This is a genomic window from Nonomuraea pusilla (assembly GCF_900109355.1).
In the GTDB taxonomy this organism is placed as follows: Bacteria; Actinomycetota; Actinomycetes; order Streptosporangiales; family Streptosporangiaceae; genus Nonomuraea; species Nonomuraea pusilla.
In genome coordinates this window covers 42,559-62,023 of sequence record NZ_FOBF01000029.1, presented here as the reverse complement: position 1 = coordinate 62,023, position 19,465 = coordinate 42,559, and the positions used below count along the sequence as shown (strand labels likewise).

Sequence of the window (19,465 nt, the reverse complement as noted above, 5' to 3'; positions counted from 1 at the left end):
GTTGTGAAGCCGGTATAAGTCGCCGTATAAGTGCTTCGTGGGCAGGGGGAACGGTTGAGGATCAACGTTCTGGGTCCGATCGAGATCCGGCACGACGGCGGCGTCTCCCGTCCCACGGCACCGAAGGTGTGCGCGCTCCTGGCCGCCCTGCTCAGCCGCCGCAACACGCCGGTGCCGGTCGAGCGGCTGGTCGACGCGCTGTGGCCGGCCGCCCCGCCGCGCTCGGCCACCGACAACCTGCGCGTGTACGTCACCCTGCTGCGCCGCATGCTCGGCGACCCCGGCCGGATCGTCCCCCACCACCGCGCGTACGCCCTCCGGGTCGAGGCCGGCGAACTGGACGGCGACGACTTCGACCGGCTGCTCCGGGCCGCACGCGACGAGCACGCCGCCGGACGGCTCCGCCCCGCCGCCGCGACCTACCGGCAGGCGCTGGAACTGTGGCGGGGAGCGGCGTTCGGCGGGAGCGAGCTGGGCGCCGACGGCCGCGACTACGCCGTGCGGCTGGAGGAGGACCGCGGCGCGGCCATCGAGGAACGCGTCGAGGTGGACCTCGCGCTGGGACGGCACCGCGCCGTCGTCGCGGACCTGCGCGGCGTGGTCGCCGCGTACCCGCTGCGGGAACGGCTCCACGGGCAGCTCATGCTGGCCCTGTACCGGTCGGGACGCCAGGGGGAGGCCCTGGAGGCGTACCAGGCGGCGCGGGCGGTCCTGGTGGAGGAGCTGGGCCTCGACCCCGGCCCGGAACTACGGCGGCTGGAGGCCGCCATCCTGCGCGGCGACCCGTCCCTGTCCCCACCCCGAGACACACCGCCACCCCGAGACACACCCCCGCCCCTGCCCCGGAACGCACCGGTGTCCCCGCCCGGAGACGCGCCCCCGGCCGCGGAGCCGTCCTTGCCTCGGGGTGCGCCCCCGCCCTCGCCGCTCTCGTCGCCCGGAGACGCGCCCCCGGCCTCGGAGCCGTCCCTGCCTCGGGATGTGTCCCCGGCCTCGTCGTCGGCCCCGTCCCGAGAGCTGCGCCGCGATGCGTCGCTGGGCCCGTCGGGTGGAGCGGCGGCGCCTTCGCCGCTCCACCTCCGGCCGCGTGAACCGGTCGCCGGTGGTCCGTCGCGCGCCAGGAGCCGGGCCGCCGCCTGGGCGGGCGTCCTGCTCGCCGCGACAGCCCTGCTGGGGGTGCGTGCCTCGGGCGCCGGGCAGGGCCCGCCGGTCCGGGTCGCCGACGCCGGATCCCGCCAGGCCCCGGGCCAGCCGGGCCGGGCGGATCAAGCGGGCCGGGCGGATCAGGCGGACGGGTCAGGCCGGGCGGGTCAGGGGAATCGGGCGGGCGGAGCCGACGGGTCCGGTCAGGCGGATCAGGCAGATCAGGCAGATCACGGTGATCAGGCGGATCGGGCGGGGGTGGTCTCGGGGGCGGTCGGCGACGGCGTCCTGACCGTCGGGACGCTCCTGCCCACCACCGGAAGCCTGTACTTCCTCGGGGCCGCGACCTCGGCGGCCGCCGAGCTCGCCGTCCGTGACGTCAACGCCGCCGGCGGGGTGCTCGGCCGGCCCGTGCGGCTCATCAGGGCCGACTCCGGCGACACCACGCGCGACATCGCCACGGCCGCGGTCAGGAACCTGCTCGCCCAGGACACCGATCTCATCGTCGGCGCGGCCTCCAACACGGTGTCGACGATGGTCATGGACACCGTGTCCGAGGCGGGCAGCGTGATGATCTCCCCGTCCAACACCGCCGCCCAGCTCACCTCGGCGTACGACCGGGGGCTCTACTTCCGCACCGCGCCGTCCGACACCCTCCAGGGGCAGCTCGTCGGACGGCTCATCTCCGAGGACCGCAACCGCACCGTCGCCGTGATCGCCCTGGACGACTCCTACGCCGACACCATCGTCGAACACGCCGAGCGCGCCATGCCGGGCGTGCGGATCGTCCGCACGATCAGGTACGGGGACGGCGAGCGGGAGTTCGGCCGGGTCGCGGCCGACCTGGCCCGCGCCGCGCCCGACGCGGTCCTGCTGGTCGGGTTCGAGGAGACCGTCCACGTCATCCGCGCGCTGCGGAGGCACGGCCTGACCCCCGCGGCGGGGCGGCGCTGGTACCTGGTCGACGCGAACCTCTCCGACTACTCCGAGGACCTGCCGGACGGCGTGATGGCCACCGCCAAGGGCACGCTCGCGGGAGCCCTCCCCACGGACGAGTTCCGCCGCCGCGTCCGCGAGGTGGATCCCGTCGTGGAGGACGTGAGCTACGGCCCCGAGTCGTACGACGCGGTCGTGCTGGGGGCGCTGGCGGCGGAGGCGGCGCGCGGCGACCTCGGCCAGTCGATCGCCGCCCGGCTCGCCGACGTCAGCCGCGGGGGCCGTCGATGCACGACGTACCAGGAGTGCGTGGCCCTGGTGCGTGCCGGAGAGGACATCGACTACGACGGTCTCAGCGGCAGGATCGAGTTCGACAGCAACGGCGACGTGGGGGAGGGCAGCTTCGGCGTGTACGTCTACGACTCCACGAACGACTTCCGGCGCGCCGCCACCCGGGTCGTCCGCTAGGGATGCCGCCGCGCGCCGGTCACGCCCGGCGCGCGCCGGTCCCGCCCGGCGCGCGCCGGTCCCGCCCGGCGCGCGCCGATCACGCCCGCCGCGCGGTGGGACGGTCAGCGGACCGGGACGATCCCGCGGACCGGAACGATCAGTGGGCCGGGACGATCACCGGGCCGGTGCCGGGCCTTCCCGCAGTTCCCTGGCGGCCGAGCGGTAGGCGGTGGCCAGGTGGGCGAACATGTCGAGCAGCAGGGCGGCCTGCTCCGGCCCGTAGCGCGCCGCGAGCACCTCCAGGTGGCGCCTGGTCGACGCGCAGGCGGCATGGTAGTCGTCGAGGCCGCCTTCGACGAGTTCGACGGTGACGGTGCGGCGGTCGCGCCGCCCGCGTACGCGGCGCGCGTAACCCGCCTTCTCCAGCCTGTCGATGAGCCGGGTGGTGGAGGCGGAGGGCAGGCCGAGTTCCTCGGAGATCGCCCCCGCGGACAGCGGCCCGCGCATGTCGAGCAGGACGGCGGCGGCGACGTCGACGGGCTGCAGGCCGAGGTGGTCGGCGACGGCCTCGTTGTGCAGGAGGACCGCGATCAGGAACTCGCGGAACGCTCCCTCGTCCGGATGGTTCTGGGCCACTTCCACAACCTACTCCACCCCGGTATATCTTCGAAGTGAAGATACTTCGAAGTGGAGAAGACATGGAGATTCTCGTCATCGGCTCCGGGGTGGGCGGCCTGGCCGTCGCACGGACGCTCCTGGCCGCCGGCCACCGCGTACGGGTCTTCGAACAGGCCCCGGAGCGGCGCACGGGCGGCAAGGCGCTGCTGGTGTGGAGCAACGGCAACGCCGTGCTGGACGACCTCGGCGTCAGCCTGGACGGCGTCGGCGCGCGCATCGACAGGATCGACGCGATGACCTCCGGCGGCCGGCTGCGCACCGGCATGGACATCGGCCACGCGGCCCGCCGCTTCGGCTTCCCCACCACGGCCGTCCCCCGCCGCCACCTGCTGGAACGCCTGGCCGACGGGCTGCCCGGCGACCTCGTCCAACACGGCATGACCTGCGACGGCTTCACCCAGGACCGCGACCGGGTCACCGTCACCTTCACCGACGGCTCCACCGCCACGGGCGACCTGCTCGTGGGCGCCGACGGCCACCACTCGGCCGTGCGCAGGCGGCTGTGGGGTGAGGGGACCGTCCGGCCGGCGACGTACGGCACCTGGCAGGGGCTGAGCCCGATCGGCATCGAGATCACCGACACCGGCCGCCACCTCATGATCACCGGGCGGGAGGGCGCGTGCGGGCTCATGCCCGCCGGGGACGGGCTGCTGCAGTGGTGGTTCGACGTGCGCTGGTCACCCGCCGACCCGCGGTCCGCCGCGCCGCTGGAGGAACTGCGCCGCCGGTTCGGGCGGTGGGCGTCACCGGTACCCGAGGTGCTGGAGGCCGCCACCGAGGACGACCTCGAGTTCTTCGGCCACCACTGGAACAGGGTCCGCCGGGTGTGGGGGGAGGGCCGGGTCACCCTGGTGGGCGACGCCGCCCACACCATGCCGCCCACGCTCGGGCAGGGCGCCAACCAGACGCTCGAGGACGCCTGGGTGCTCGGGCGCGAGCTGGCCAGGGGCGGCGACCCGGCGGCGCGGCTGCGCGCCTACGAGCAGGCCCGCTACCCGCACATCTCGCTGGTGTCGCGGCTGGCCAGGCGTAACCCCGCCAACTGGCGGATCCCGCCGTTCCTGGGGCGGCTGATCCCGGACACGTCCCAGACCGGCATGCTGGCCCGCTTCAGCAACCGCCTGACCGCGCCCGCCTGACCGGGCCCGCCTGACCGGGCCCGCCTGACCGGGCCCGCCTGACCGGGCCCGCTTGAACGGGCGGCGGCGGAGGAGGTCGGTGTGGGCGGCGGTGCATGATCTTCCTGCCTGCGGGGCAGGTTTCCGGTCAGCGATCTTACCGCATGGCCGTCCGGCGGCCCCGGGTCCGGGGCTGCTCGTGGGGAGGTCTCCCGGGCGCGGGGCGCGCGGGCCTGCGGTAGATGGCGCGGGCGGGCGTCCGGGGTCGGCTGGTACGACCCCGGACGCCCCGCTCAGTACGGCGTCCCGGTGGTCCCGCTCAGTACGGCGTCCCCGGTGGTCCCGCTCAGTACGGCGTCCCGGTGGTCCCGCTCAGTACGGCGTCCCGGAGGTCCCGCTCAGTACGGCGTCCCGGAGGTCTCGCTCAGTACGGCGTCCCGGACGCCCCGCTCAGCAAGGCGTCCCCAAGGTCTCGCTGCGCAGGCCGTCCCCGGGGTCCTGCTCAGCAGGGCTTCCCCTGAGGTCCCGCGGCCCCGGGGTGGGGCCGGGCGGTTCACAGGGGGATGTTGGCGTGCGCGCCCCGGGCGGGCGCGGCCTCCGCGATCGCGCGGGCGAGGGCGCGCCGGGTGTCGGCGGGCTCGACGACCACGTCGACGACGCCCGCCTCCAGCGCCCGTCCGATACCGCCGGCGACCTTCTCGTGCTCGGCCGCGAGCCGCTCCTCCAGGGCCTGCCGCTCGTGCCCGGCCACCGCCGCCGGCTCGCGCCGGGGCCGCGGCGAGCCGGCGTCGAACAGCGCCTCCAGCCGGGCCAGGGGGTCGAGCGGATCGGGGGGAGCGCCGTGACCGGGGGTGCGGCTGCCGGGAACGCTCACGACTGGTGCCTCCTTCTGGCCGGGTTCGGTACGAGTCCACGGTGCGCCGCCGGGGCGGGCGCCGTTCATGCCGGTCGCGTACGAACTTCGGGCGGCCGTCCTTGTCCGGCTCCTGCAACCCCTGTTGACTGTGGCCGTGAGAACCCTGCGGCGGGACTGGAGCGAGCTGCCCGCCGCCGTGCGCGACGAGGTGGGGCGCCGGCTGGGTTCGCCGGTGCGGGACTTCGAGGAGCGCGACGGCGGTTTCTCCTCCGGCGTCCTCGGCGTGGCCACGCCCGCCCGGGGCGAGCAGGTGTTCGTCAAGGCGGTGCCCGGTGCTTCCGCCGACGCCGGCGACTACCGCACCGAGATGGCCGTCGCCGCCGCGCTGCCGCCGGCGGTGCCCGCGCCGCGGCTGCGGTTCGCGTTCGAGCGGGCCGGATGGTTGCTGCTGTGCTTCGACGTGGCCCGGGGCGCGCCGGCGCACGAGCCGTGGCGGCCCGGCGAGCTGGCCGCCGCGCTGCGGGCGCTGGCGGTGTGCGCCGTGGAGCTGACGCCGTCGCCGGTCGGCGGACTGCCGACGGTGGCCGCGCGGCTGGCGGGACGGTGCGAGACGTGGCAGGCGCTGGAGCGTGACGGCGTCCGGGGCGAGGTCACCGTCGAGGGCGTCGGGGCATGGGAGCGCGGTCACCTGGCGCGGCTCGCCGCGGTGGAGGCGACGTGGGGCGAGCTGGTGGCAGGGGAGACGCTGCTCCACTTCGACCTGCGTTTCGACAACGTCGTCATCGGGCCGTCCGGCGCGGCGAGCCTGCTGGACTGGGGGCGTGCCTGTACCGGCCCGGCCTGGGCGGACCTGGTCTGCCTGCTGCTGCTGTCGGACCTGGGCGGTCTCGACCCGGAGGACGTCTTCGCCGGGCACCCGGCCGGCGCCGGCGCCGAGCCGGAGCGGGTGGAGGCGTTCCTCGTCGCGCTGGCCGGCTACTGGACCCGGGCGGCGTCCCTCCCGGGCCCGGCGCACGCCCCGCACCTGCGTGGGCGGCGCGAGCGCTCGCGCCGCGCGACCATCGCCTGGCTGCGCCGCCGGTGGGGGGAGCGCTGGTGACGTCCCGGGCGGTCAGTCCACTTCGGAGGGGACGGGCCGGCCGCCCCGTGGGGGTGGCGGCGGGAGGGTGAGGACGGCGCGGACCGCGGCCTCCAGGCGGGCCCGGGTGTCGGCTCCGATCACGGGCTGGCCGTCCGTGGTCGGCTCGGTCAGGGCCCGGCGGAAGACGGCGGTCGGCAGGTCGACCAGGCACAGTGTCACCACCTCGACGCTCGCCCCGTCGGCCCGGCCCCACAGCGCCCGCGACAGCCGCGTCAGCAGCGCGATCAGCCGCTTGTCCAGGGCGAACATCGCCTCCGCCAGCTCCTGCGGCACCTCGGGGCCGAGCAGCTGGTCGCGGCGCACCGCCACGAGCATGCGGGCCGCGGCGGGGCGGCGGTCGGCGAACACCGCGGGTGTGCTCGCCGCCGCCACCACCGCCTCGACCGCCGCCTCGCGATCGCCCCCTTGCACCGCGTCGGCGAGCTCGACCTGCAGGTCCAGGAAATCTCCCGCCGCCCTCAGCCACAGCCGTCCGAGCAGTACGGGCAGTGACCCGAACGCGTGGTAGATGGCCCCGTTCGACACGCCTGAGGCCGCCGCGAGCGCTCGGACCGTGAACCGTTCGGGACCGCCGTCGGCCACGAGCCGCTCGGCGACGTCGAGGAGTTGGTCGAGATCGTGAACCCGGGGTCGAGGCATGTCACCATAATAACAGAGCGAGCGCTCCGAAACGTTTGTATGTTGGTCAGCATGATCTTCCGAGAGTCAGGAGTCGTGATGCTCCGCAGATCTCTGTCCGTCCTCCTCCCGATGGTCACCGTCCTGGCCCTGCAGGCCGCCGGCTCCGCACCGGCGAGCGCGGCCGCGTACGGCTGCACCGGGTCGCTGGTGAGAAGCTGGCCCCTGCCGCTGAAGGACGAGATCACCAAGAAGACGTACTACGTCAGCGACATCAAGCTCTTCTACGACGCCCGCAGCGGCTGGAACTGCGCCGTCCTCGCCAAGCGTCCCGGCGACCCCAGGTACGGCGAGCGCACCCCGATGTCCATCCGCATGTGGAACGACACGTGGCCGTCGGAGGTCGTCAAGAACAACATCGACGCGGACGACGGGCACTTCAAGTACCACGCGGGGCCGGTGAAGGTCTACGGCAGGAAGCACTGCGTGAGCATCCTCGCCAGACACGGCGACTACCCCGGCCCTGACGGCCCCGGCGGCCCCAAGTACAACGGCAGGCGCCTGGTCGAGGACGTGGCCTGCCGATGATCATACTCGGGCGAAGGAGAGAGGTGCGGGCGCGCGGCCCCCAGCGGCGACGGGTCGCCGGCGTGGTGGCGATGGCTCTCGTGCCGTTGACGGTCGCGGTCGGGGTGGCCTGGGCGGCCGTCACCGACAACATGTTCCCGACCCTGGCGACCAGCGTCACCTGCTGGCTCGAATCGGGGCATCCCCCGTGCCAGACCGACAACCGCGAGGTCTACTTCTACATGGACAGCAGCGGCGAGTACGAGCTGGAATCGGAGGACCGCGCCACCGTCAACGCCGCCATCGACGGGGAGTACCGCCCCACCGACCTGGCCTTCCACTACGACTCGTCGCCGGTGTTCGAGGGGGACGCCGAGACCGACATCATCTACCAGGAGGGCTCGACCGGCCTCTCGGACGGCGCCGCCGGGATGACGTGGTGCAACGCCCTGGGCGGCAAGCCTTACAAGTGCGACCAGCAGTACATCCGCATCCGGGGCAACGGCGACTACACGTACGCGCGGGTGTGCCACGAGACCGGCCACGCGGTGGGCCTGCAGCACGGCAAGTACAGCACCCCCGTGCTCGACAACACCGATGGCCGCCTCGGGTGCCTGGTGACCCCTTCCGACGGCCACCCCCACCTAGGCGCCAACAACCGGGAAAACATCAACGCCACCTACTAGGAGGGACGCCATGAGACGGATCACCCGGGTCGCCGCCGGCCTCGGAACGGCCGCGGCCGTCGCCGTCGCCGGGCTCGCCGCCGACGCCGCCGACGGCCCGCCGCAGCGGGAGAGGGTGGTGGCGCTGGCCCACGGAGACGACCGCCTGCCCAGCACCACGGCCACGGACTGGGTGACGTACGCCGACCACGTGGTCGTCGTCAGCGCCACCTCGGAACAGCCGGTCCCGCCCACGCGGACGGACGTCGAGCGGGGGGAGGGGCTGATGGGGCGCAAGGTCGGCCTGGAGGTCCAGAACGTGCTGTGGTCGCGACCGGACGCGGCCCGGCCCGCGCCGGAGGCGTGGGAGTACAACGCCACGGGATGGACCTTCACCGACGGGAACCTGGACAACCCGACCGTGCTCGCCATGGAGGGCCGGCCCCGCATCGAGCCGGGACACCGGTACATCCTGGCCATCGCCTGGCAAGGGCCCCGGTGCGCCGAGGGCGACGCTCCCGAGCCCGGGAGGTGGATGGGGCTCGGTGAGGGCTCGGAGCTGCCGTTCGACGGCGGTGTGATCGGCCAGGGCGAGCTGCAGGGCGAGGTGCGGACCGTCGCGGAGGCGCGCGCCCTCGCCGCCGACGCCGGTCCGAACGCCGGGCTCAAGGAGGACATGGTGGGCAGGGGCGCGGACGATCTCGCGGCCGCGCTCAAGGCCGCCGCACCGGGGCAGAAGCAGCAGTTCGCCCCGCAGCCGACGGCCGCCTGCGACTGAGCGCCGACGTCCGCCTCCGTTCCCCCGGGGGACGGAGACGTTCGCCTCCGTTCCCCCCGGGGGGACGGCCCCGTTTCAGGCGGGTGGTCCGTCTCCCGGAGGCGGCTCCTGCGCCGGGACGGCGTCCCGGTCGCCGGAGAAGGTCTGCCGGTAGTGTTCGGCCGCCGCCGCCATGTCGGTGTTGAGGAGCTCGAAGAACCGGCTCGCGGTCCGCAGCCGGGCGCCCGCCGGGGTGTGCGGGCCGAGGACGTCGACGCCTGCCCTGACGGTCTCGGCCCACAGCATCATCGACCGCGTGCCCACCAGCCACGCGCGGTACCAGACCTCGTCGTCGATGACGTACCGCTCGCGCCGGTTGTCACGCTCACGCCGGAGGAGTCCGGCCTGTTCCAGGTAGCCGACGCCCTTCGAGATCGACGCGGGGCTGACGTGGAGCCGCTCGGTGAGGTCGGCGACGGTCAGGACGCCCGTGTCGCTGGTGAACAGGCAGGCCAGCACCCTGGCCGCCATCGAGGGTACTCCGCCGAGCCGCTCGGTGAGCAGCTGCTGGAACGCTCGCACCGCCTCGGGGTCGCGCCCGCGGGCGTCCGCCGCCGGCGGGCTCGGCGACGGGGCCGGGCGGCGGCGGGCGCGCCATTCGGTCGCCCGCTGCGCGCGGGCCGCGCGGTAGCCGTGCGGCCCGCCGTTGCGGGCGATCTCGCGGCCGACCGTCGACCGGGGGCGGCCCAGGCGGCGGGCGATCTCCGCGTACGCCAGCCCTTCCCGCAGACCTTCCGCGATCGTGCGGCGGTCCTCGTACGTCAGGTGGCCTCCTGGCATGCGTCCTCCTGGCACGTCTGTCGCGCGGGTGCCCAAGTATGCCCCCGGGACGGACCTCATTGCGACACCTTGCGGAGGATGTTGCATTTGCCGTCACCGTCGTTACGCCAATCACGCGTGCCTGACCTGGGAGGACAGGTTTCGCGCCTTGCTGAAGGCGCGAGGGCGTCCGTAACTTTCCCATGGCGCGAACGATCGCGCGGCGGACCGGAGCGTGCCCGGTCCACCCGGCCTGCGGGCGTGTCGTCCCGCCAAGGCGTCGAACCTCAAGGAGATCCTGACATGGCAGCCAAGGTATGCCTGATCACCGGTGCCTCGTCCGGCATCGGCCACGCCACCGCGCTGGAACTCCTGCGCGCGGGACACGTCGTGTACGGCGCCGCGCGCCGGGTGGGGCGCATGGCCGCGATCGACGAGGCCGGGGGTCGTGCGCTCCCGGTGGACGTGACCGAGGAGGAGCACCTCCAGCGGGCCGTCCGCACGGTCCTGGACGAGCAGGGGCGCATCGACGTGCTGGTGAACAACGCCGGGGCCGTCCTGCACGGCGCGGTGGAGGACACGCCGCTGACGATGGCGCGGGACGAGTTCGAGGTGAACCTGTTCGCGCCGGCCCGGCTGGTCCAGCTGGTCCTGCCGCACATGCGGCGGCAAGAGTCGGGGACGATCGTGAACGTGTCGTCGGTCGGCGGCGAGCTCGCGTTCCCGCTGGGCGCCTGGTACTACGCCTCCAAGCACGCGCTGGAGGCGTTCTCCGACACGCTGCGCATGGAGACCGGGCCGTTCGGCATCGACGTGGTCGTGATCCAGCCGGGCATCATCAGGACCGGTTTCGAGGCCGAGACCCCACGCCAATTGCGGGAAATATCGGGACATGGGGCGTACGGCGTGATGGCGGAAGCCATGGCCCGCGTCGCCGAGGCGCCCGCCGGTCACCAGAGCGACCAGGCCACCGACCCCGCCGTGGTCGCGACCACCATCAGGCAGGCGATCGAGGCGGACCGGCCGCAGACCCGCTACGTCGTCGGCTGGCAGGCAGAAGCCCTCCTGAACCTCCGCAGAACCCTCTCCGACCGTGACTTCGACGCGGCCGTGACGGGCCCGCTCACCTGACGGGCGTCCAGCACCATCCCACGAGTGGAGAACACCATGACAGCTGCCATCGCCGTCACCGGGCTGGTCAAGGCCTACGGGCCGGTCCGCGCCCTCGACGGCCTCGACCTCACCGTGCGAACCGGCGAGGTGCACGGCTTCCTCGGCCCGAACGGCGCGGGCAAGAGCACCGCCATCCGGATCCTGCTGGGCCTGATCCGCGCCACCTCCGGCAGCGCCCGGGTGCTGGGCGGCGACCCCTGGGACGACGCCGTGGCCCTGCACCGCCGGCTGGCGTACGTGCCGGGCGACGTGGAGCTGTGGCCCAACCTGACCGGAGGAGAGGCCATCGACGTCCTCGGCCGCCTGCGCGGCGGCCTCGACGCCAGGCGCAGGAACGAGCTGATCGAACGGTTCGAGCTGGACCCGCGGAAGAAGGCGCGTACCTACTCGAAGGGCAACCGCCAGAAGGTCGCCCTCGTCTCCGCCTTCGCCGCCGACGTGGACCTGCTCATCCTGGACGAGCCCACCACCGGTCTCGACCCGCTGATGGAGGCGGTGTTCCAGCAGGTCGTGGCCGAGGCCAAGGCCGCCGGCCACACCATCCTGCTGTCCAGTCACATCCTCGCCCAGGTCGAGAACCTCGCCGACCGCGTCACCATCATCCGGTCGGGCAGAGCCGTGGAGTCGGGCACCCTGGAGCGGCTGCGGCACCTGACCCGCACCACGATCGTCGCCACCACCGCCGCCCCGGTCACCGGCCTGGACCGGCTGCCCGGCGTGCACGCCCCGGCCGCCGACGGCGAGAACGTGCGGTTCAGCGTGGACAGCGAGCACCTCGACGCCGCCGTCCGCCACCTGGCCGGCTTCGGCGTCCGCTCGCTGGTCAGCCACCCGCCGACGCTGGAGGAGCTCATGCTGCGGCACTACGGCGTCAAGGAGGCGGCGTGACCGCCACCCTCACCTCCGCGCGCGGCCGCGCCGGGTCCAGGACGGCCGGCGGCCACCTCACCGGCGCCTTCGCCCTGGCCCGCCTGGCGCTGCGCCGCGACCGCGTCAAGCTGCCCATCTGGCTGATCGCCATCACCGCGATGATCCCGCGCTTCTACCACGCGGCCGCGACGATCGTGGCGCCGACGCCGGAGAGCAGGGCGGAAGCCGCACAGATGATCAAGGGTTCGTACATGCGGGTGCTCGCCGGGCCCGTCTTCGGCGACGAGCCCGTCACCTCGCAGAGCTACTTCCTGGCCGCCTACTGGGTGGAGTTCCTGCTGGCCGCCGGGCTGATGAACATCCTGCTCGTCACCCGGCACACCCGTGCCGAGGAGCAGACGGGCCACGCGGAGCTCATCCGGGCGGCCGTCGTCGGACGGCACGCCCAGCTCACCGCCGCCCTGATCGTCGCGCTGCTGGCCGATGTCGTGCTCGCCGTCCTCGCCGCCGCAGGGGCGATCGGCGTCGGCTTCCCCGCCGGCGGCGCGCTGCTGTTCGGCGCGTCCCTCGCCGCGGCGGGGCTGGTGTTCGCGGCGGTCACCGCCGTCACCGCGCAGATCACCGAGCAGCCCAGGGCCGCCGCCGGCATGGCGGGCGTGACGCTCTTCGCCGCCTGGGTCGTCCGCGGCGCCGGCGCGCTGCAGGACCAGGAGGGCGGACCGGTCTTCTGGCTGTCGCCCATCGGCTGGTCGCAGCAGACCCGGGTGCTGGCGGGCGACCGCTGGTGGCCGCTCGCGCTGCCGGTGCTGGTCGCCGCGCTCCTGGCCGCGGCCGCCTACGCCGTGGCCGGCCGCAGGGACCTCGGCGCCGCCCTGGTGACACCGCGTCCCGGTCACGCGGAGGCGCCGTCCTGGCTGCGGTCGTCGTTCACGCTCGCCCTGCGGCTCCAGCGGGCCGCGATCGGCTGGTGGGCGGGCGCGTTCCTCGCGGTCGGGATCGTCCTGGGAGGCATGACCGGCGCGATGGCGACCACCGATCTGGCGATCTTCCCCCCGGGGGCGGACCTCGGACGGGCCTGGGTCAGCCTCATGGTGTTCACCGGCTCCCTCTACACCTGCGTCTTCGCCCTGCTGTCGGTCGTCCGGCTGCGGACGGAGGAGCTGCGCGGCCTCGCCGGCGCGGTGCTGGCCGGGCCGACCGGCAGATCGGCCTGGTACGCCTCGTCCCTGCTGGTCTCCGCGCTCGGCGCGGCCCTGCTGCTGGCGGTGTACGGCGCCGGGCTCGGCATCGGCGCCGCCGCCTCGACCGGCGAGCCCGGCCTCGCCGGAGAGGTCGTCCGGGCGAGCCTGCTCCGCCTGCCCGAGGCGCTGGTGCTGCTCGCCGTCGCCGCCGCGCTGCTCGGGCTCGCCCCGCGAGCGCTCGGCCTGGCCTGGGCCGTGTTCCTGTACAGCGCGCTCGTCCAGGTCTTCGGACCCTACTGGGGCGTCCCGGAATGGCTGACCGGCACCTCGGTCCTGTCCTACCTGCCCTGGCACCCTCTCGGCGCGTCCGCCCCGGTGGCCGCCGCCGTGCTGACCGGGCTCGCCGCCCTGCTGGCCGTCCTCGGCCTGTACGGCCTCCGCCGCCGCGACCTCGCCTCCGGATAGAGCGGCCCGGCCCTGGGTAGTGCGCACTGTGGGGGCGACCAGGCCGGACGTGCGGCAGCCTCCCCTCCGTGGGAAGGGGGGCCGACGTGCGGCGACGGTGGACGAGAGGTGGGACGCCCGCCCCGCTCCGGACGGAGCCGGGAGCAGGGGCATGAGCTTCGAGTGGTCCTCGCCCGATGGCCCGACGTGCCGGACGCGATGACCGCGGCCTCGCCGACAGGGCCGCGGACGTGCTGCTGCGCCGCCTGGCGACCGTGGTGGGGGGCCGGGCCCGCGCCCAGGTGATCGTCATTCTCGCCTGCGTGCTCGCCCTCGACTCCGCCGACAAGGGGATGGTGGGAGCGCTCGCTCCGGCGCTCCGGCAGGACCTGGGCATCAACGAGACCGAGGTGGGGGCGCTGGTCGCCGTCTCCTCCGGCGCGGGGGCGCTGGCGGCGCTGCCCGTCGGCCTGCTGACCGACAGGGTGAACCGGGTGCGGCTGCTGCTCGTGAGCATCGCGCTGTGGGCCGCGGCGATGGCGGCAGGCGGCCTGTCGGGGTCGTTCGAGATGCTGCTGTGTTCGAGGGTGGCGCTGGGGGCGGTCAGCGCGACGAGCGGGCCGACCATCTCCTCGCTGGTCGGCGACTACTTCCCGGTCGCCGAGCGCGGCCGGATCTACGGCTTCATCCTGGCCGGTGAGATGGTCGGCGCCGGTTTCGGGCTGATGGTGATCGGGGACCTCGGTTACCTGCTGACGTGGCGTCTGTCGTTCTGCTTCCTCGCCCTGATCGGGCTCGCCCTGTTCTGGACGGTCAAGTGCGGGCTCGCCGAGCCGGCGCGGGGCGGACAGAGCCGCATGGAACCGGAAGGATGGCGGCACCGATCGCGCCGCCGCAAGGGCGCCAGGAGGGACGATCTCGCGCGGGAGGTGGTGAAGCGGCGGGCGATCGCGCCGGACCCGGCGCTGGTCCTGCACCGCGACCCCGCGCGGATGCCCCTGTGGCACGCGGTGGTGTACACGCTGCTGATCCCCACCAACCGGCTGCTGATCGTCGCGTCGGCGCTCGGCTACTTCTTCTTCGCCGGGCTGCGCACGTTCACCGTCGAGTTCGTCAGCGGGCACTACGGCCTGGGCAAGGTGGAGGTGAGCCTGCTGATCCCGATCGTCGGCCTCGGCGCCCTCGCCGGGGTGCTGTGCGGGGGACGCCTGGCCGACCGGCTGATGCGGCGCAGGCGTACGGACGCGCGCGTCGTCGTGCCCGGGTGGGCCTGCGTCGTCGCGGTGGCGGTGTTCCTGCCCGCGATCATCACCACGTCACTCGCGGCGGCGATCCCCCTGTACACGGCCGGGGCGTTCGCGCTGGCGGCGGCCAACCCCCCGCTGGACGCCGCCCGCCTCGACGTGATGCACTTCCGGCTCTGGGGACGCGCGGAGAGCACCCGGACGTTCCTGAGGATGGGCGCGGAGGCGGGCTCGCCCCTCGTGTTCGGGTTCGCCGTGGACATGCTCAGCGACCCCGCGAGCCCGGCGAGCGGCCTGGAATACGCCTTCCTCATCATGCTGGCGCCGTTGGCGGCCAACGGCGTCATCCTGTGGCGGGCGCGGCACACGTACGCGCGGGACGTCGCGACCGCCGCCGCCTCCGAGGAGAGCACCCGTTGAGCCCCGCGAACCCGCGGCCGGCCGGCGCCGGCCCCGTGTGGGGCCGGCCTGCCCGGGTAGCGGCCCGGGAGCAGGGGGGACGTACATGAAGCGGAGCAGATCCCGGGTCGTCGTGGTGACGGGGAGAGCACGGGCCGGACCGGGCGGGCGCCCGGGCGGCCGGCGTGCGCGGCGCCCGGGAGGTGGTGCTCGCGGGCGGGACGTCCACCCGACATGATCCTCACGGTGCTGCTCGGCCTCATGGCGGCGGCCCTCATCGGGGTCGGCTTCATGGCCCAGCAGCACGCCGCGTACACCGAGCCGCTCGGCGAGATCCTCCAGGTCCGTCTCCTGCTGCACCTCATGCACAAGCGCCTGTGGCTGTTCGGCATCGGCACGATGGCGGGCGGGCAGGTGCTCGGCGCGCTCGCGCTGCGGCGGGCCGGCGTGGCCCAGGTCGAGCCGCTGCTGGCGACCAGCCTCATCTTCGCGCTCGCGGTCTCCGCCGTGGTCTACCAGGAGTGGCTCGGCCGCGCGGAGTGGCTGGGGGCGGTGCTGGTCAGCGGCGGGGTGGCGGCCTTCCTCGCGTCCGCGCGGCCGCACGGAGGCAGGGTGCCGCCCCCCATGTCGATGACCTGGATCGCGGTGGTCGCGGTGCTGGCGGTGACGGCCGGGCTGGTCGTGGTCGCGCTCCACACCGGCATCAGGACGCGGGCGATGCTGCTCGCCGCCGCCGCGGGCGTGCTGTACGGGCTCCAGGACGCCCTGACCCGTGGCTCGCTGCTCACGCTCGAGCACGGAGTGCAGGCGCTGGCCGCCAGCTGGCCCCCGTACGCGCTTCCGGTCGTGGCGGTCGTCGGCATCCTGCTGAACCAGAGCGCCTTCGACGCCGCGCCGTTGCGGATCTCGCTGCCCGCCGCCACGGCGGCCGAGCCGATCACCGGCATCGTGCTGGGCGTCGCGATCTTCAGGGAGCATCTGCGGGTCGACGTCCACGCGCTGGCGGGCGCGGTCGGGGGCCTGGTCGCGCTGGTCGCGGGGATCGTCATCCTCGGCCGGTCGCCGTTCCTCGCCAAGAGCGACTCGGGACGGCAGGGCGAGGAGGGCCGGTGACGGCGGTCGTCTGCGCGCTGCTCGCCGCGGTCGCCAACGCGGCGGCGTCCGTCCTGCAGCGGCGGGCGGCCCGCGACGAGCCGCGGCACCCCGTCCTCAGCCCCACCCTCATCGTGGACCTGCTCCGCCGTCCCGTGTGGCTCGCCGGGGTCGGTGCGCTCATCGCCGGGTTCGTCTTCCAGGCGGTGGCCCTGTCCGCCGGGCAGCTCGCCCTGGTGCAGCCCCTCCTCGTCACCGAGCTGCCCTTCACCATGATCCTGGTGTCGCTGGTGTCGCGGAGCGGCCTGGACGCGCGGTCGTGGCTGGCCACCGGCCTGGTGACGGCAGGGCTCGCGACCTTCCTCGCCACGGCCGCGCCGCGCGGGACGGGGGCCGTCGTCGCGCCCGCCGCCCAGCTGCCGGCCGCCGTGGTGACCGTCGCGGTGCTCGCGGCCCTGGTCGCCGCCGCGCGGTTCCTCGCCGCCGCGCCCCGGGCGGCGACGCTCGGGGTCGCCGCCGGCATCGGCTTCGCCTTCACCGCGACCTTCATCAAGCAGACCACCTCGCTGTTCCAGCGGGACGCGCCGGCCCTCGTCACCTCGTGGCAGCCGTACGCGATGGTCGGCGCGGGGCTGTGCAGCTTCGTCCTCCTGCAGCACGCGCTCCACAGCGGGCCCCTCCTCGCCGCCCAGCCGGCGCTGACCGTCAGCGACCCCGTCGCCAGCGTGCTGTACGGCATCACGATCTTCGGAGAGGAGATCAGGACCGGGGGATGGATCGTCCTGGAGACGGCGGGCGTCGTGCTGATCCTCTACGGGAGCACCCTGCTCGCCCAGGGGCTGGCGAGGCGGGAGCCGGACGGCCGGAGAGCGACCTGAACCGGCCGGGCAGGGAGGAGACGCACCAGCCCGGCCCCCGCCCCGCGGACGTCTGCCGGGGCGCCGGCGGGGATCTCGTAGACGGCGCAGTGACCGGACAGGAAGCGGCGGACCGCGTAGCGGCCGAGAGCGGGATCGGCCCTCGTCGCGGACAGGTCGTTGACGAACAGCCACCGCACCCCGTACGCGTCGCGCAGCCGGCCGATCGTCGCGGGGGAGGGCGTCAGGAAGGCGGCGGCGTTGTCCGCCAGCCGCCGCCGGTCCCAGAACGGCACCGTGTCGAGGCCGACGCCCAGCCGCCGCGCCTCCAGGTTGCCCAGGGTGGTGTATCCCCAGCCTTCGACGAGGACGCGGCGCTCGCTGTAGGCCGACAGCCAGAAGGTTCTGCTGCGGCAGGCGGCGGACCGGGGCGTGCACGGGATGTTCGTCGCCACGACGTCGCCGGGACGGGAATGGCCGCGCAGCCACCGGGCGGCGCGTACGGCGCCGTCGGGGATCTGCGCGGAGCCCCGCATCGGCCACATCTCGAACGCCAGCAGGGCCCGCTCGGGCCAGGCGGCGGGCAGCCCGGAGCCGGCCGCGAGGACGAACGCCGCGGGCAGGGTCACGCCGCGGAGCGCCGGGAACCACCGCCCGGCGGCGGCGACGCCGGCCGCGCCCGCCACCAGCACGCAGCCGAGCGCGAGGTAGGAGAGGGCGACGAGGCGGGCCGCCCCGTCCCCGGTCGCCGGCGCGTCCGAGCCGCCCGCCGCCGCGATCACCTGGGTGCTCAGCGCCCCCGCCAGACCCGCCGCGACCAGGACGGCCCGCTGGAGTCGGGGCAGGCGGGCGGGGATCACCGCGGCGACGCCCCACACCGCCGCCAGCGCCAGGCAGGGCCGCGCCGCCTGGACGAAGTAGAACTGCCCCGCCGCCACATGGGACAGCAGCAGCGTCGCGCAGGCCCCCGCCCCGCCGACCCCGAGCAGCAGCCGGCAGGCCGGATCGCTGCGGGGCTCCCTCCTGAGCAGGGCTCCGGCCGCTCCCATCCAGATCAGCGCCCAGGAGGCCGGCAGCGCCGCCGCCATCGCCCACGTCAACCCCGCAGCGTGCGTGCCGGGCCGCAGCCCCGCCTGGTCGATCGCGGCCTGGACCGCGGCGAGGGGTTCGAGCGTCAGCAGGCCCGTCGCCTTGCCGTACAGCACGGCCTGCGCGCCCGCCAGGCAGCCCGCGGTGAGCGCCGCCGCCACCCACGCGGGCCGCCGCGGCTCCGCCCGCACGCGGGGCCGGGGCCCGCGGCGCCACGCCCACGCCGTGCGCCGGGTGACGATGACGACCGCCAGGCCCGCCAGCAGGAGCGGCAGGTACGTCGCCTTCGCCCCCGCCACCGTCACCAGCAGCAGGGCCAGCGCCACCCACGTCCCCGTACGGACCCGCCCCTCGGCGCGCAGGACCTCGGCCAGCAGGAACACCACCAGGGCGAACACCGCCGTGCCGAACGTCTGGGACGGGCTCACCCAGATGGTGCCGTCGAGCACCGCGCCCGAGGGGAGCAGGTGCGCCGTCCAGCCGACCGGGTTGGGCGCCGCCACCAGGCAGGTCACGGCCAGCGCGGCGGGGCCCGTCCACCACCGGCCGGTGAGCTCGCGCGCGGTGAAGGCCAGCAGCACCGCGAACGCGGCCGTCAGCGGGAGCGGCCACAGCCGGTAGAGCAGGGTCTGGAGCTCGATGCCCGTCGCCCAGCCGGTGGCGGCGACGTCGGCGAACGCGAACCAGTGGTAGTCGAGCGGGGCGCCCGCCACGACCGGGCTCCCCGGAGGAACATGGTGCCTGACCTCGCCCGCCACGGCCAGGATGTACGGCATGTCGACGTACGGCGCGGCGTTGCCCGGCCATGCCAGGCCGTGCGCCCGGTAGAACCCGGACGCGCCCCAGACGACGGGCAGCCCGGCGAACGCCGCGACCGTCCACGACCACCGGACGGGCACCCTGGCGCTCGGCGGCCCCGGCCCCCTCCAGCTGCGGCGCAGCCCCGGGACCGCGACGGACGCGGCGATCACGACGGCGGCCCACAGCAGGAACGCCCGCGGCGCTCCCGCCCAGCGCGCCACCAGGTAGGCCAGGGTCTCCACGGCCGAACCCAGCACGACGCCCGCCGCGACGTCCAGCCCGATCGGGCCGGGCCGGCCGCGCAGCATGCGCCACAGCAGCAGGCCGGGGAGCGCGACCGCGGCGGCCAGGTGCAGGCCGAACAGGGCCGACCGGAGCGGCGGCACACCGTACGCGTGCAGGACCGCGACCGCGCCGGCGACCACGACCAGCGCGGGCGCCCACCCCGACCGCAGGACATCTCGCCCGCCCACGCCCCACCGCCTTCCGTCACCGTCCGCGCCAGACACCTTACGCAACGCGACCGTCCGTGGTGGCTCGCCGGCGGGGGTTGAGGGGGCGACGGCG

The 19,465-nt window shown here is 74.8% G+C and carries 17 protein-coding genes; 12 read left to right on the top strand and 5 right to left on the bottom strand.

Translation table 11 applies throughout. The annotated features are described in order from the left end of the window. The first annotated feature begins 54 nt into the window (after window positions 1-54). The gene (locus tag BMX74_RS38875) at window positions 55-2,547 is read left to right on the top strand and encodes a BTAD domain-containing putative transcriptional regulator (RefSeq protein ID WP_177227681.1); all 2,493 of its coding nucleotides are present in this window, start codon (window positions 55-57) and stop codon (window positions 2,545-2,547) included. A gap of 156 nt (window positions 2,548-2,703) precedes the next feature. Here BMX74_RS38875 and BMX74_RS38870 read toward each other — a convergent pair whose 3' ends face one another. Beyond that, the gene (locus tag BMX74_RS38870) at window positions 2,704-3,165 is read right to left on the bottom strand and encodes a MarR family winged helix-turn-helix transcriptional regulator (protein ID WP_091105465.1); all 462 of its coding nucleotides are present in this window, start codon (window positions 3,163-3,165) and stop codon (window positions 2,704-2,706) included. A gap of 62 nt (window positions 3,166-3,227) precedes the next feature. Between BMX74_RS38870 and BMX74_RS38865 the strand changes: the two genes are divergently transcribed. Beyond that, on the top strand, window positions 3,228-4,346 hold the full coding sequence (locus BMX74_RS38865) for an FAD-dependent oxidoreductase (protein ID WP_091105463.1): 1,119 nt from the start codon (window positions 3,228-3,230) through the stop codon (window positions 4,344-4,346). A 532-nt stretch (window positions 4,347-4,878) separates the two neighbouring features. Here BMX74_RS38865 and BMX74_RS38860 read toward each other — a convergent pair. After that, a complete protein-coding gene (locus BMX74_RS38860; RefSeq protein ID WP_055502278.1) occupies window positions 4,879-5,199 on the bottom strand; it encodes a hypothetical protein in 321 nt (106 codons plus the stop codon). A gap of 136 nt (window positions 5,200-5,335) precedes the next feature. Between BMX74_RS38860 and BMX74_RS38855 the strand changes: the two genes are divergently transcribed. Further along, the gene (locus tag BMX74_RS38855; protein ID WP_177227679.1) at window positions 5,336-6,280 is read left to right on the top strand and encodes a phosphotransferase; all 945 of its coding nucleotides are present in this window, start codon (window positions 5,336-5,338) and stop codon (window positions 6,278-6,280) included. Window positions 6,281-6,292: 12 nt separating this feature from the next. Here the strand turns inward: BMX74_RS38855 and BMX74_RS38850 are convergent, their stop codons facing one another. Next, the gene (locus BMX74_RS38850) at window positions 6,293-6,961 is read right to left on the bottom strand and encodes a TetR/AcrR family transcriptional regulator (protein ID WP_091105460.1); all 669 of its coding nucleotides are present in this window, start codon (window positions 6,959-6,961) and stop codon (window positions 6,293-6,295) included. Window positions 6,962-7,039: 78 nt separating this feature from the next. Between BMX74_RS38850 and BMX74_RS38845 the strand changes: the two genes are divergently transcribed. Genes BMX74_RS38845 through BMX74_RS38835 form a run of 3 tightly spaced genes read left to right on the top strand, consistent with a single transcriptional unit; the run spans window position 7,040 to window position 8,950 of the window. Further along, entirely contained in the window at window positions 7,040-7,528 is a 489-nt protein-coding gene (locus BMX74_RS38845) for a hypothetical protein (protein ID WP_091105458.1), read from the top strand. Between the two features lie 23 nt (window positions 7,529-7,551). Then, a complete protein-coding gene (locus tag BMX74_RS38840) occupies window positions 7,552-8,193 on the top strand; it encodes a hypothetical protein (RefSeq protein WP_091105456.1) in 642 nt (213 codons plus the stop codon). Window positions 8,194-8,203: 10 nt separating this feature from the next. Beyond that, on the top strand, window positions 8,204-8,950 hold the full coding sequence (locus tag BMX74_RS38835; protein WP_091105454.1) for a hypothetical protein: 747 nt from the start codon (window positions 8,204-8,206) through the stop codon (window positions 8,948-8,950). A gap of 75 nt (window positions 8,951-9,025) precedes the next feature. Here the strand turns inward: BMX74_RS38835 and BMX74_RS38830 are convergent, their stop codons facing one another. Next, window positions 9,026-9,769, bottom strand: coding sequence for a helix-turn-helix domain-containing protein (locus BMX74_RS38830; protein WP_055502274.1), 744 nt, complete (start codon window positions 9,767-9,769; stop codon window positions 9,026-9,028). A gap of 282 nt (window positions 9,770-10,051) precedes the next feature. Between BMX74_RS38830 and BMX74_RS38825 the strand changes: the two genes are divergently transcribed. The 6 genes from BMX74_RS38825 to BMX74_RS38800 all read left to right on the top strand — a co-directional run bounded on the left by BMX74_RS38825 (window position 10,052) and on the right by BMX74_RS38800 (window position 17,029). Next, window positions 10,052-10,879 carry an oxidoreductase gene (locus BMX74_RS38825; RefSeq protein WP_055502273.1) on the top strand — a complete coding sequence of 276 codons (828 nt, stop codon included), beginning with the start codon at window positions 10,052-10,054 and terminating at the stop codon, window positions 10,877-10,879. 36 nt (window positions 10,880-10,915) lie between these two features. Continuing rightward, window positions 10,916-11,809 (top strand): ABC transporter ATP-binding protein, encoded by an 894-nt coding sequence (locus BMX74_RS38820; protein WP_055502272.1) that lies wholly within the window; start codon window positions 10,916-10,918, stop codon window positions 11,807-11,809. After that, the gene (locus BMX74_RS38815) at window positions 11,806-13,437 is read left to right on the top strand and encodes an ABC transporter permease (RefSeq protein WP_055502271.1); all 1,632 of its coding nucleotides are present in this window, start codon (window positions 11,806-11,808) and stop codon (window positions 13,435-13,437) included. The genes BMX74_RS38820 and BMX74_RS38815 overlap by 4 nt, the downstream gene beginning before the upstream one ends. A 176-nt stretch (window positions 13,438-13,613) precedes the next feature. Then, window positions 13,614-15,080, top strand: a complete 1,467-nt coding sequence (locus tag BMX74_RS38810) for an MFS transporter (protein ID WP_091105453.1) — start codon at window positions 13,614-13,616, stop codon at window positions 15,078-15,080. Window positions 15,081-15,293: 213 nt separating this feature from the next. Beyond that, a complete protein-coding gene (locus BMX74_RS38805) occupies window positions 15,294-16,172 on the top strand; it encodes a DMT family transporter (RefSeq protein WP_055502269.1) in 879 nt (292 codons plus the stop codon). Further along, complete coding sequence (locus tag BMX74_RS38800) at window positions 16,169-17,029, top strand: DMT family transporter (RefSeq protein WP_055502268.1); 861 nt, start codon at window positions 16,169-16,171, stop codon at window positions 17,027-17,029. The genes BMX74_RS38805 and BMX74_RS38800 overlap by 4 nt, the downstream gene beginning before the upstream one ends. On the opposite strand, the gene BMX74_RS38795 is transcribed toward BMX74_RS38800, so the two are convergent. After that, window positions 16,963-19,371, bottom strand: coding sequence for a hypothetical protein (locus BMX74_RS38795; RefSeq protein ID WP_091105451.1), 2,409 nt, complete (start codon window positions 19,369-19,371; stop codon window positions 16,963-16,965). The genes BMX74_RS38800 and BMX74_RS38795 overlap by 67 nt on opposite strands. Window positions 19,372-19,465: the final 94 nt, after the last annotated feature.

Bases quoted from the DNA above. Each gene is read 5' to 3' on its own strand.
- BMX74_RS38865 (WP_091105463.1), top strand. From the start codon at position 3,228: ATGGAGATTCTCGTCATCGGCTCCGGGGTGGGCGGCCTGGCCGTCGCA.
- BMX74_RS38850 (WP_091105460.1), bottom strand. From the start codon at position 6,961: ATGCCTCGACCCCGGGTTCACGATCTCGACCAACTCCTCGACGTCGCC.
- BMX74_RS38845 (WP_091105458.1), top strand. From the start codon at position 7,040: ATGCTCCGCAGATCTCTGTCCGTCCTCCTCCCGATGGTCACCGTCCTG.
- BMX74_RS38835 (WP_091105454.1), top strand. From the start codon at position 8,204: ATGAGACGGATCACCCGGGTCGCCGCCGGCCTCGGAACGGCCGCGGCC.
- BMX74_RS38830 (WP_055502274.1), bottom strand. From the start codon at position 9,769: ATGCCAGGAGGCCACCTGACGTACGAGGACCGCCGCACGATCGCGGAA.
- BMX74_RS38825 (WP_055502273.1), top strand. From the start codon at position 10,052: ATGGCAGCCAAGGTATGCCTGATCACCGGTGCCTCGTCCGGCATCGGC.
- BMX74_RS38820 (WP_055502272.1), top strand. From the start codon at position 10,916: ATGACAGCTGCCATCGCCGTCACCGGGCTGGTCAAGGCCTACGGGCCG.
- BMX74_RS38810 (WP_091105453.1), top strand. From the start codon at position 13,614: ATGGCCCGACGTGCCGGACGCGATGACCGCGGCCTCGCCGACAGGGCC.
- BMX74_RS38805 (WP_055502269.1), top strand. From the start codon at position 15,294: ATGATCCTCACGGTGCTGCTCGGCCTCATGGCGGCGGCCCTCATCGGG.